Here is a 12,585-nt window from a genome sequence, read left to right as displayed (position 1 = left end):
TCTCCTGTCAGAGAAGTCTGACATCTTCCGGTCCACTGTCAACTTTTCGTGGGCAATTCCAGTCTGCATGGCATGCGAACTGGAGCGTCCTTCTTGCTTTCGGAGCTTCCGACGCTCGCGAAACATTTCCGCCTCTACGCGCCGGATATGCCGGGACAGTCCATTCGCGGGCCTGAGGTGAAGCTACCGGTAAACGACGACTCATACGCCGATTGGTTGTTAGACGTAATGGACGGACTTGGACTGCCTAGTACCAACCTTTTCGGCGTCAGTTGGGGAGGGTTTGTCGCGCGGCTCACCGCATCCAAAGCGCCCGAGCGAGTATCCAAGCTGTCGATCATGATGCCGGCTGGCATTGCGAACGGTTCCCATTTGACCGGCATGGCAAAGATGGCGTTCCCGATGATCCGCCACACGCTTTGGCCAACGTCAAACAGTCTTCGATCGCTTTTGCATCCGATCATGACGACTTGGGACTCTGATTGGGCAAACGCAATTGCTTGCTCGTTCCAAGATATGAAGATGGATACAAGAGTGCCGCCACTGGCGACGGACGACGACTTGCAGCGACTCCAGATGCCGACACTTGTGATCGCAGGCACCGATGATATCTCTTTTCCTGGGTCACTGGTGCTGGATCGCGTGAGGCGGCTTGTTCCAGATGTTAAAACCGAGCTGATCCATGACTGCAAGCACTGTCCTCCCACCACAGAAGTCTTTCGGGTCTGGCTTGGTGACCGTCTGTCTCGATTCATTCATGATGAACCCGAACCGGTGTGATAACTAGAGAATTGCATGCGAGTGGAGGTGGCCGCGCGATTCGAAGTGGATGACCAATTCCCGCCACCCCGTGAGTTCCGCCGTTATCCGACTGAAGTTGCCCTGTTTTAACGTGTCTGTGAGCAATTATGAGATTCTCGCTTTCAACCCTTCTTGTTGTCGTTACGCTGTTCTCCGCATGGTTTGCATCGGTGCATCACAAGGCGACGCAGCAGCGAAGCACGGTCGCGTGGCTTAGCGGGCTGCACACCGGGTTATGGCGTTACGATTCACAGGACCAGAGTCTCGGGTTCCCTGACCCGTCTAACGCTGCCCCGAGTGGCACCATTGAGCAGTTTTTGGGGCCGCACTACGCTCACGATGTGGAAGAAGTACTCGTTTATGATCCCCAGCTTGATAGCCTAGACCGGATTGCCAAGCTCCGTTCTCTTAGGACGCTGGACGTCGGTTCTGAATTGCCGCTCGATTTGACTCCCGTTTCTCGACTCTCGCGACTGACACAGCTCACGGTCCATGCCGAAAGCATCGATTCGCTTCGGCCGTTACATAAGATGTCGAACCTGAAGACGGTGCTACTAGTTGATACTCGAGTGGATCGACACGAAATCGATGCTTTACAAGCGGCGAGACCTGAAATGCAGGTTCAGTTGGTTCCCTAGCGTCTAATAACCCTTGTCTCTGCATTGGCGGCAATCAAATTTGCCATTTTTTGCATGGAGATGGCAAAAAGGCCGCGTGATTAGGAGTTGTCGGCAGACTATTTACAGAGAAGGCAGACTTGACCACGATCGGAATGGCGTTCGTGTTATTCCGTTCGATCTTCGAGATGGTGGCCATTCCGGCTTTCGTAACTGAATCATTCCAGCCACGACGGGACGTAATTTGATGTCGCACAAATTAAAACGTTGGATGGCGGTCGGTACTGCTTGTTTTGGACTTATTGCCTGTGGGGTTTTCGTCTTCAATCGCGAGCATCCGAGTGCGGTTCCGCTGATTCCGATCGGACATCTCTCAGGAAAGCTGCCGTTGGAACGCGAGGTGGAAGCGGTTCGGCAACCGTTGCAGCCGACGGGGGATGCGGCAGCCGATGCGCAGACCGTTTTGGAATCGCTTCAACAATTAGCGGATACCACTCAATCGTTTCGCGTCCGCCAAACACGGCATTACACCGGCGAGATGTCTGGATTCGCTCCGATCCCATCGTTGATCGCCGGCCTCCGACCCAATCAACTTGTGCTTCGTTATGAAAACTGGGTGGGGGGACTTGTGTTTGTCTCGGACGGAGACCGGTTCCGTGTTAATCGCGAGCACGATCTCGACGAGTCTCTATCGGGAAGTCAGAGATACTATCTTGAGGGTGCTGCCCCCGACAGCCTCGACACGGTTCTGCGTCACATCGACCAGCTTTCGCTTTCGCCTCCCACTCATGCATTTCCTGAGTTGGAACTGATGGCGTTGTTGCCCTTTACTGATAATGTCGCTGAATTTTTGGGTAGCCGCGGTTGGGGAACCGTGAAGTGGATGGGCCGCGAAGATATCGAGGGCCGAAGAACCGAGCATTTGGTGTGTAGCGGCAGGGTGTGTCGTTTGAAAGCAGGTGGAGGTTCCGATTCGTCGCGTGAGGCGAAGCCGGCAGACCCCGATTCAGAGCCCGACGAAAACAAGCTGCATCTGTGGATCGACGCCGATGGACCTGCGCTGCTTCGCAAAGCTTCGCTCAGCGATTTTGCGATGACCTACACCGACTGGGCCCTCAATCCCGTTCTTCCGGACAAGGCGTTTGAGTTGCCCTCGAGTCATGGTTATCAACAAATCGCTTTCGAATTCCCAGAGGGTGGTAGTTGGATTGGGCGACAAGCACCCGAGTTGCAGATGCAGACGCTCAGCGGCCAGTCGCAGCAGTTGACGGATTACCGCGGCAAGGTGGTTGTACTTGACTTTTGGGCTACATGGTGCGGTCCTTGTCTAAGAGAACTGCCGGTTGTAGCTGAGGTTGTCGATGAGTTTTCGGATCAAGATGTGAGGTTGCTAGCGGTCACGAGCGAGTCCGACGTCAAGAAAATTCATGCGACTCTGGACCGAATCGATGTGAATGTCGAAGCGGTGCTCGATACGAATCAGCAGTCGTCCGCGTTCGGCGTGGCAAGCATCCCGCACTTGGTCGTGATCGATCGGCAAGGGGACATTCAAGCTGTCCATGTCGGTTTTACCTCAGGATTACAGGAATCGCTTCGCGAAGAGTTAGCCCGACTCACTCAATAACACCGCAACGTGATGGTTTCTCATTGTTCCGGTGGCACGATCCCCCAAAGGGCAACGCTGTTAAGCATTTTTTCTTATGAGGTTTGTGCGTTTTTTCCCGTGTAGTGGAAGTCGTCGAGACTTTCGATCCACGGCGAGTGCTCCTCGAAACTCTTGACGAGTTCCGCTACGAAGTAATGCAATACCGGAGCCGCAGGTGGGCTCGTCAGATTACGGGCGGCTGGTTGGATTTCGTTTCGATGATCTTGCTGGGACGCAATTGGGTCATCGCGATTAGTTGACAACGGACCAGGTCCCACACTCGCAAGCTGCCGTCGTCGCATCCGGCGACCAGCCAACCATTTGCCGAATCAATGCAGATGCTTTCGATCCTGGTGGATCCAGATACCAGGAACGCTGCCGTCTTATCTTGGCTGGTGCGATCCAAAAGCCACACCGTTCCATCGTAGGTGCCTGCGGCAACCCAGCGGCCGTCGGGGGTAACGTCGACGCACGACACGGGATGCTTGCCGAGCGGAAGCGTTTGGTCGTGACCGCTTGCGGTTTGGCTCGCACCTTCACTCAGCGGCCAGAGGTTCAATGTGCCATCATCGCCGCCGGTCACCAAGACACTCGCGGTGTCACTGGTTCCCGCCGATATCTTCATTGCCATGACGGGGCCTGCATGCGGTTGTTTTCGCGACGACAATTTGGGTTCATCCGCGATGCTCCATAGCGTCACCGTCCCTGTTTCGTCCCCGGTGGCGATACTTGCAGCGGAGTCCGTGGCTGAGTCCTGCTTTGGAAAGCCGATCGTGCGAACACGAGCTCCCTTGGGGTTGATGGGAATCGCGGTGGGGGCGCGGTTCTGCGGGGCGCCGGTCCGCAGTTCGTCCCAGGCATAAGCGACCACTTTACCCTGGACGAGGCCTTTATCGATGATCGTGATCAACCAATCGCCCGACGGGTGAAACGCCAATTGGCTAATCGATCCTGCGGATTCAAACTGAGTCAGCTTGGTCGGTTGGCGAGGCTTGTCCGATGTCGTGGTTTCGATTTGGTACACGACCACTTCGTCGTCGAGCGCCAGTGCGATGACCGTGGTGTCTTTGGGGTGGCATGCGACCGCCATGACTTCGTCGTCAAGCGAATCCATTTCGGCGAGAAGTGATTGAGCAGGTTCGGTGGGATTGCGACGGAGCGATTCGAGCGACCAAACTTTGGCGTCCGTTCCTGATCCCGCGACAACACGTTGCTTGTCGGGCGATAAGCTGATTCCTTCGCGATACGCAAGCGAGACATCCAACCCAGGCAGCAAGATCGGTTGAACCGACGATTCGGTCCACGATGTTGGCGAAACTGGCCAAACATTTAAATTGGTGTCGAAGCCCCAGCTAATCAGTTGACTCGTGGGCGAGGCCAACATTAATACTTCGACCCCATCTTGATGTGCCGTATGAACGATCGGTTCGGGCGTTGCGAGGTTTGGACGTTTCAGCACGGCTTGGCGGAATAGCTCTGCTGCCTTGTCCGCATCGGTCGCAAAAGCGCGGGTCGCCAAGTCCAGCAGTTCTTGCGGACTCGCGTTTTCGATTACCGTTTTACCGCTGTCCGGTGTGTTGTTAACGGGTTCAACTTGATCCGGCGAGACGTTCTGTTGGTCGGCCTTGTCGGGATCGTCGGCCATGGGCTTGGAGGAGGGGCGTGGAAACGCAACCAGTACCACACCAAGGATGACGACTGCTGCAGCGCCAGCGATGATCGAATAACGTTTCAGTGCAGTGCGGGGCGTTTGGCTCGATGTCACGGCGTCGGTCGAGGAGACGGCGTCATCGGTCGTCTGCTGCGGTAACACCCGAGTGCTCTGCAGACCCGCCGAGTTTGCGGTCTCGGCATCAGCAAAGCCGGTGTCAACTGCCGATGTCCCATCCATCGTTTCGGCGATTAACGAGGGGCCCGCTTGCGTCTGCGCGAGGCGGTCATTTTGGGTTTCCCCACTGGGCGAAGCCGGATCGAACTTGGACGACGGGCGTCCTGCGGCGGTGGTCATCGCCCCTTCGGTTCGCAACGCATCACGCAATTCGTCCACAAAATCAATGTTGGATTCGTATCGCTTGTTCCAATCGATCTCGGTCGCCCGCCGCAGTACTTGCTGCTCGGGATCCGCGACGAGATCAAAGTTCAGCTCGCCCTGGCGATGCGCATTGAGAACTTGGAACAGCGAACCTTCCTTCATCGGCAACGTGCCGGTTCGCAAATGGTAGTAGCTGATCGCCAATGAGTATTGGTCGCTCGATTGACTTGGTTTGCCCTCAATCGCTTCGGGGGCCATGTAGGCGGGCGTGCCCGAAGCGCTGGTTGCGGTGATTTGAGTCCGCGTCAGAATCCGTGCCAAACCAAAGTCACAGATCACGGCACTGTTGCCGAGGATGACGATGTTCGCAGGCTTGACGTCACAGTGCTGGATTGCGACTTCGCCCGATCCCAGATCGTGCCGGGCGTCGTTAAGGAAATCGAGGCCTTTGGCCGAATCTTCCATGTACGAAAGCAGTTCGCGCGCGGGAATCCCCTTGCTGGTTTCACGCAAACACTCGGCCATCCGGTCCAGCAGACTTTTGCCGGCCAACAGCATCGCGACTACCAGCGTCGCTGGGTCTCGCGTACGCGGCATCGCAAAGCTGGCGCGATCCGGCGTGACCAATTCGCTGACATCCATGGTTGCAACGGCTTGATCGGGAGTGTCTTGGATCAATTTGCCTTCGGCATCGAGCAACCAAATTGCCGTGATCGGCATCAAATTGGCATGGCGAATCAGCTTGATTCGCTTGATCGCATCGTATTCCTTTTGGCCTTGCCCGCCACTGAGATCGATGAACTTGACCGCGGTTTGGGTGCCGCCGGGCGCAGAGGCCCGCCACACTTCACCAAATTGGCCTCGACCTAGAAATTCTTCTAATCGATAACCTGACGCAAATTCGTAGCCTCGCTGTAGCATGTTTCCATTCAGGAATAAAGTAAATCTCGGAAGGGACTCGGTCGCAGTCTAGCAAGTCGATTGGAATCGCGGATGCATTGGGCGACACCACACCAATGGCTCACGCGGTACGACGTATGAAAATCAAACGGCGCCATACGCCAGCATCGATTCGGCGATTTTTACGAATCCCGCTAAGTTGGCACCGTCGACGTAATCTACATGATCTCCCTTCGTTCCGTAATGAACGCATTTTTCATGAATTTCCTTCATGATACTTTTTAGCTTTGTATTGACCTCTTCGTGAGTCCATTGCAACCGCAGCGAGTTCTGGCTTTGCTCGAGTCCAGAAACAGCCACGCCGCCGGCGTTGGCGGCTTTAGCAGGACCGAACAGGATGTTGGCTTCGCGGAACGCCTTCATCGCCTCGAGCGTGCTCGGCATGTTGGCTCCTTCAGCGACCGCAATACAACCGTTTTTCAGCAGTGTTTCAGCGTCTTGCTGGTCAATTTCATTCTGAGTCGCACAGGGCAACGCAACGTCACAAGGGATATGCCAAGGCCGCCGGTCGGCATGGAACGTAGCTTTACGATACTTTTCGGCGTATTCCGAGATCCGTCCACGCTGCTTTTCTTTTAATTCTTTGACATACGCCAATTTTTCTTCGTCAATCCCGTCCGGATCGTGAATGACCCCGCCGGAATCCGACAATGTCAGTACTTTGCCCCCCAATTTGCCCGCCATCTCGGCAGCGTAGATCGCTACATTACCGCTGCCGGAAATGCAGACCGATTTTCCTTTGATCGAATCATCGAGACGATTGAGCATGTTTTCGCAAAAGTAGACACAGCCGTATCCTGTCGCTTCGGTTCGCACCAGACTGCCGCCAAATGACAACCCCTTGCCCGTCAGCGTCCCGACAAACGTATTGGATAATCGCTTGTATTGACCAAACAGATAGCTGATCTCGCGACCGCCGACTCCGATGTCACCTGCGGGAATGTCAGTGTTCTCGCCGATATGTCGATGCAGTTCAATCATCATCGAGTGACAGAACCGCATCACTTCGTGCTCACTTTTTCCCTTGGGGTTGAAATTGGATCCACCTTTGGCGCCGCCCATCGGCAATCCCGTCAAGCTGTTTTTGAAAATCTGTTCAAAGCCTAGGAATTTCAAAACGCTTTGGGTCACCGAGGGATGGAAACGCAGACCACCTTTGTAAGGGCCAATCGAGTTATTGAATTGGACTCGCCAGGCGCGGTTCGCCCGAAAGTTGCCTTCGTCGTCTTCCCAGGTCACGCGAAAGATGATGATGCGGTCGGGTTCGGTCAAACGCTCGAGCAATTGAGCTTGCTTGTATCGCGGATGCTGCAAGATGAACGGCATCAGCGATTCGGTGACCTCGCGAACCGCCTGGTGAAATTCGTCTTCACCCGGGTTCCGTTTGACGAGGCCCTGCATGAACGATTCCACTTCTTCGCGTACGAACTTGAGCATGATGAACCTCGTCGTTGTGGGGTGAGTGACCAGCCCTATTCTAAGCGACGGGAGCGATGCACGGTTGTGCGATGTCGCTGATCGCGCCGCGATCAACGTGGAATAGGTTTTCAACCTGTTGATTGGGCAATAACAGGCTGGAAGGCTGTTCTACGATCGACAGGCTGGAAGCCTACCCTAGGATTTACTTGGCGGCTTGATCCAAGTCCGCTCGTAAACTTTTCAACTGAGCGACCAAACGCGATGGATCGTACTGGGCACGTAGACGCAAATCCATCTCTAAACGATCGGGGTAAATGAACTGTTTGCGACCCGATGGCAAATCGGATGCGATTCCGGTCGTTTCCGGGGTGCCGAGTTGGCGTATCCGCTGGTGCAGTTCCGGAGCGAGTGGTTTGCCTTCGAGTTCTAGCTCGGTCGCGATCGTCTGCATCGCCCAGATGACTTGTCGAGCCGCATCGTACGTCACCAATCTGGACTTCGGCGTCGTCGCCAAGCCTCGCAGTACCGCCAATGCGATTCGAGCATCGACCGGTTTTTGCTCTACCGCATCAATCGCCGCAGTGATGTGATCACGCAGCTGTGTGGCAGCTGCGGCAACGCGGTGAGGGTCACCAAAGGGTTGCTCGCTAAAGAGCTGCTCGATCTCGCTTTCCAGACTTCGCGATTGCGCTAACGTTTCCTTGCCATAGAACAGATACGCAATCGTCAAAATCGCGTCGGGCCATTCATATTGCCGTGGACGTCCAGGGGCACCGACATAGCCGCGTTGTTGGCGAACAGAGTTGGATCGCAATTCGTGATGACACGCCGCGCAATCATACAATGAGTAGTCTGCCCAGTCCTGCGCCGAATCCGATCCCGATTGGATATACAGTTCGAGCATCTGTTGCCGAGCGACCAGGGATCCGATCAGCATTTTGCGGGTGTTCCAGAAAACCGCACCCGCGTTGGTCGAACCGAGCAGTCCGGGATAGTTCAGATTGAAATAGTCGTTTCGCTGCGGGTAATCCGCCAGTGAATCGTACAGTTGTGCTGGCGTTTGCCAATGTTGTGGCATCTCGGCACAGAACTGCTGGAGCTCGATCGAGGGAATCGGAGGATGTCCGGCTGCATACATTTCGTGCGACACAAACATGTTTTTCGAGCGGTTGCCGACATGACAATCGAAGCACAGTTGGGCTTGGTTGGACGTATCGACCAGGTTTCGTAAACCGGCCGCCGATTTTTCACCAGGTGATTTTAGTCGCCACTTTTCGGGCACTTGATGCGGCGTGATCCATTGATCGTTGTCGTCCTGCTGGTGACAGTACAAACAATCGATTCCCAATTGAGCGTTATCGAGATCCGCCAAATCGAACCCGCTGGCCCCGGCGTGATAGCCGCCATGACAGGTCAAACAGTGGTCGCGAAACTTGGCGTAGCCCGCTTCGGTCGTGACCGAGCCCGAACCCCATAGTTTGTCACAAATGCGGCGGCTAAGCAGATTGCTTTGCCCGATCCACTCTTCGGGAATGCTTTCGAGTCCGACCTTGCTGCGATCAATCGTTTCGCCGCGTTTCTTGTATCCTTCGATCGCTTTTTCGATCTGAGTATCAAGTCGGTCGTATAGCTTTAGAAGTTCGTCTTCGCTCTGTTCGGCGGCGAAGGGTTCGACTCGTCGGCGGGCGATCGTGTGTTTGTCTTTTTGCAGCCAATGCATCATTTCGCTGCGGCGGCTAAACGAGGTCAAATCTCCTGAGCGGCCACTATCGATTTCGGCATCGGTCGGTCCCATCACATGACAACTGACGCATTTGCCTACGGGTTCCGACGCAACCCAAGACATGTAGACCGGATCGCTCAGCTTTTCTTCACGCGACAGGGTGTCCGAAGCGGTTTGTGCCCAACCGACCGCACCGGTCACTGCGAACAGGACAATCGCGATCCCGGTGGGAATCTGTCTTGCGAAGAAGGGAGTGGATACCATTTTGTCAATCTGTTTAATCAAAAGAATCAATTGTCTGATTCGTCGGACGTGCGAGCTTCTTGCATTTGACGTAGTTCTTCGAGTAGCTGGTCACGTGTTTTCGGTTTTCGCTCAGGTTTCGCCGGCATGTCGGGCGTGCCATCGTCGATCTTGTTATCCGTTGACTCGGCTTGTTTGGCTTGCTCGATACGTTGTTGGTTCAAGCGTTTCCAGCGTTCATTGATCCTCTGGATCATCTCTTGCAGTTCGTTTTGCAGTGCTTGCGTTTCCGCTTCGTCGTCTTGCAGTTCGTCACTGGATTCGGGTTGGTAAATCGGGCCCAGCCAACCGGCCATCTCGATACCCAACTTCGTTGCTTCGCCGCGATTCAGCGTCGGGCCGCTTTCATTGCGTTTGGAATAACGGCTGACGTCAATCATCTCAGGATAGCGTAAACCGACACGCAGCGGTTGAGCCAGATTGTGGACGGGGCCATGCCATCCGCCTGGCCAGCTTTCGCGAGCGGCGACGGCGGCCAAATAGAACTGCACCGCCGATTCCCAGGTCTGCCAAGTTTGACGTTTTCCGGCCGCGGCAGCGACGAGGTTCCCCAAGCGATCGCTGCGGAACTGGGCTCGTTCGGATTGGCCAGCGGGACCGTCAAACCATTGGGCAAGTGAGGTGCGAGCCTGCAGTGCCAACTCGGCGACAAATCCCGGATCCGCCTTCGGTTGCGATTCCATCTGCAACTTCACTCGGTCTAGCGATTCAAGTAATTCGAAATCGTCTGACGTCGCCGCTCCCGTTTCGATGCGGTACTGGACGAGCCAGCGAAGACCGGCGTCGTTCCACGATGAATAGAGCGCCACCGCTTTCCGATCGTCGGTGATCGCCGTTCGCGAGTTTTGTAGCCCAAGATTATGGTGACACGATGCACAATCGTACGACGCAAACTCGGGCCATTGGCTGACCGAGTGCGATTTGGCGGCTCGCGTTTCCAGTAGAGCCAGCGAGGCATCGGTCGCCGCAATTTGTCCGGCCAACCACAACTGGGCCTCGTAATAGGTGCGGTCTTTCGCCTCGGCATCGCGCCAGTGTTTGGGTTGCCATGCATGAAAGGTCGCTAATTCATAGCGAAGTGCCGGATGTCCGGCTGCGATGATGTCGTGATTCATGTCACGATCCTTGTCACCAACATGGCACGATGCACACATCCGCGCACGTACGTACAGGTCTGCCGCATCGACAAATCCGTCGTCGCTGGCGAATGATGACGACCATTGGTGTTGAAAGTGTGTGCCGATCCATCGCTCGCTCGGCCCGTGACACGCCGAACATCCCACCCCTTCTCGCTGGAATGTGTTGACGTCGTTGGGACGGGGTTGATTGTGACGAGGAGCGAACTGTGTCATGTGGACCGCATCGCTCGGGCCCGCGTACGTATCGCGATTCGTGCGAGGTTCGTTGTACCGACGCGTCGAATTGTGGCACGCCATGCAGTTGTCGAAGCCGACTTGGTCAATGATTTGGTCGCCATCCATAATCTTCAGACGCTGCATCATCGCGACGCTTTCGTCACTGCAGATCGTCTTCCAGCTCTGCGCGTGCGGGTCATTGTCGAGCCACAGTTGGTATTCCGCTCCACGGCGCACCGTAGCTTGGGTGACCCCAGGTCGCGGACCCGCATGGCAATTGGATGTTGCACACGAGGCGGCCCCGTTGACCATTAGATCTTGGCGAAGGATGGGAGAGTGCAGCCGATCGAGCGTCCCTGGGGAAAAAAGCATCCCCGGCGTCGATGTCCCCGGCGTCGATGTCCCCTGCGTCGATGTCCCCTGCGGCGTTGGAATCGGTTCTTGAGCACGCGCGAGAGTCGACACGAAGACCATCCCGATCCACAGGAAAGTGCAAACGCTCGGTCTGATTCGATGCGACATCACGCGACTTGGGTTAGGTGGAAAAGGCGTTAATGGATACCCCCCAAATTACCTTCACATTAGTACGATAATCGTTGATCGGCAAAACAACAGCGTTCTCTCGACATTTTATGCTGTGGGGGTGCGAAGATTGACGACTACCCATCACGGGGGTTTAATATGGTTGCTCTCCGCGGGATGTATCGATCCTGCCGACGGGCTTTCTGGTCACTTACTCTTGGGTGCTACTTGACGTGCTATTGAATCGCAGCCAAACAAGATTGCATCTGATGTTCGTGATTCCGACGTTGGTCGTGACCCTCGGTTGCCTCATCTACTATTGGCTCGAGTCCTCTCAGGCGAACCGTTGGGTTGGCGGCGGCAGTCGTGCTGGATTGTTGTGCGGAATCGCAGCCGGTTCGATCATCGTATTCGAGATGTTGCTATGGCCGCGAAAAGCGCTGCGTCGCTTGCGGTTGATTCCAGCCAAATACTGGATGGCTGCCCATCTGTGGTTTGGCTTGGCTTCGCTGCCATTGGCGATCGCACACTGTGGATTTCACTTGGGCGGATGGTTGCCTGCCACCTTCATGGTGCTGTTTGTATTGTGCATCCTCAGCGGAATCTATGGATTAGCGGTGCAGAACATTCTGCCACGCTGGATGCTGCGTAATTTGCCAGGCGAAACGATCTACAGTCAAATCGACTATGTCTCGAAGCAAACCGTCGAAGATGCTCGCCGATTATTATTGAGTGCATGTGGGCGTCGAGTCGGAGGCCCCGATGACGCTGAGGAAGAACGCGAATTCGAAGCGGTCAAAGCAGGAGCGATTGTTGTCGGTGCGGTGCGTCAATCGGGCAAAACACGAGGTCGGGTGCTGGAAACACGTCAATTTGCGTCGACCAATACCGACGGCCCGGCGCTGTGGAATGCGCTAGACGAAATTCAACCGTTTCTGCTTCACGGCCATCAAGCGAATACGCCGGTAAACGATCGACAACGTGCCAGCGTGTGGTTTGATCGGCTGCGCAGTGCATGCGGCGAAGAAAGTGGATCGATCGTGAACATCCTCGAAAGCTTTTGTGATCAACGTCGCCAATTTGATACCCAATCAACCGTTCATCGTTGGCTGCATGCGTGGATTCCCATTCATATTGGATTGTCCGTTGCTGTGACCGTTTTGTTAGCAGCCCATGTTTGGACTGCGCTAAAGTATTGGTAAATGATC

8 protein-coding genes are annotated in these 12,585 nt (G+C 55.2%); 4 read left to right on the top strand and 4 right to left on the bottom strand.

Annotated elements, in window-relative coordinates; translation table 11 throughout:
- Positions 1-72 precede the first annotated feature (72 nt).
- From ABD971_RS20970 to ABD971_RS20960, 3 genes are all read left to right on the top strand, one after another.
- Positions 73-780, top strand: coding sequence for an alpha/beta fold hydrolase (locus ABD971_RS20970; protein ID WP_345325280.1), 708 nt, complete (start codon positions 73-75; stop codon positions 778-780).
- A 128-nt stretch (positions 781-908) separates the two neighbouring features.
- Positions 909-1,439, top strand: coding sequence for a hypothetical protein (locus ABD971_RS20965; RefSeq protein WP_345325278.1), 531 nt, complete (start codon positions 909-911; stop codon positions 1,437-1,439).
- A 226-nt stretch (positions 1,440-1,665) separates the two neighbouring features.
- Positions 1,666-3,042, top strand: coding sequence for a TlpA family protein disulfide reductase (locus ABD971_RS20960; RefSeq protein ID WP_345325276.1), 1,377 nt, complete (start codon positions 1,666-1,668; stop codon positions 3,040-3,042).
- A 205-nt stretch (positions 3,043-3,247) separates the two neighbouring features.
- Here ABD971_RS20960 and ABD971_RS20955 read toward each other — a convergent pair whose 3' ends face one another.
- The 4 genes from ABD971_RS20955 to ABD971_RS20940 form a co-directional block, all read right to left on the bottom strand.
- Positions 3,248-6,016: a protein kinase domain-containing protein gene (locus tag ABD971_RS20955; protein ID WP_345325274.1), complete on the bottom strand. Its 2,769-nt coding sequence runs from the start codon at positions 6,014-6,016 to the stop codon at positions 3,248-3,250.
- Positions 6,017-6,139: 123 nt separating this feature from the next.
- Complete coding sequence (gene gdhA, locus ABD971_RS20950) at positions 6,140-7,492, bottom strand: NADP-specific glutamate dehydrogenase (protein ID WP_339942471.1); 1,353 nt, start codon at positions 7,490-7,492, stop codon at positions 6,140-6,142.
- A gap of 184 nt (positions 7,493-7,676) precedes the next feature.
- Positions 7,677-9,461: a multiheme c-type cytochrome gene (locus tag ABD971_RS20945; protein ID WP_345325271.1), complete on the bottom strand. Its 1,785-nt coding sequence runs from the start codon at positions 9,459-9,461 to the stop codon at positions 7,677-7,679.
- Between the two features lie 26 nt (positions 9,462-9,487).
- Complete coding sequence (locus ABD971_RS20940) at positions 9,488-11,320, bottom strand: hypothetical protein (protein ID WP_345325269.1); 1,833 nt, start codon at positions 11,318-11,320, stop codon at positions 9,488-9,490.
- A gap of 326 nt (positions 11,321-11,646) precedes the next feature.
- On the opposite strand from ABD971_RS20940, the gene ABD971_RS20935 reads away from it, so the two are divergent.
- Positions 11,647-12,579: a hypothetical protein gene (locus tag ABD971_RS20935; protein WP_339942474.1), complete on the top strand. Its 933-nt coding sequence runs from the start codon at positions 11,647-11,649 to the stop codon at positions 12,577-12,579.
- The last annotated feature ends 6 nt before the right edge of the window (positions 12,580-12,585 follow it).

It is taken from the genome of Novipirellula rosea (assembly GCF_039541335.1).
Lineage (GTDB): Bacteria > Planctomycetota > Planctomycetia > Pirellulales > Pirellulaceae > Novipirellula > Novipirellula rosea.
This window is presented reverse-complemented; position numbering and strand designations above follow the sequence as displayed.

What these genes read in the sequence shown, in the direction of transcription:
- ABD971_RS20970 (WP_345325280.1), top strand. Translation starts at nt 73, where the DNA reads ATGCGAACTGGAGCGTCCTTCTTGCTTTCGGAGCTTCCGACGCTCGCG.
- ABD971_RS20965 (WP_345325278.1), top strand. Translation starts at nt 909, where the DNA reads ATGAGATTCTCGCTTTCAACCCTTCTTGTTGTCGTTACGCTGTTCTCC.
- ABD971_RS20960 (WP_345325276.1), top strand. Translation starts at nt 1,666, where the DNA reads ATGTCGCACAAATTAAAACGTTGGATGGCGGTCGGTACTGCTTGTTTT.
- ABD971_RS20955 (WP_345325274.1), bottom strand. Translation starts at nt 6,016, where the DNA reads ATGCTACAGCGAGGCTACGAATTTGCGTCAGGTTATCGATTAGAAGAA.
- gdhA (WP_339942471.1), bottom strand. Translation starts at nt 7,492, where the DNA reads ATGCTCAAGTTCGTACGCGAAGAAGTGGAATCGTTCATGCAGGGCCTC.
- ABD971_RS20945 (WP_345325271.1), bottom strand. Translation starts at nt 9,461, where the DNA reads ATGGTATCCACTCCCTTCTTCGCAAGACAGATTCCCACCGGGATCGCG.
- ABD971_RS20935 (WP_339942474.1), top strand. Translation starts at nt 11,647, where the DNA reads ATGTTCGTGATTCCGACGTTGGTCGTGACCCTCGGTTGCCTCATCTAC.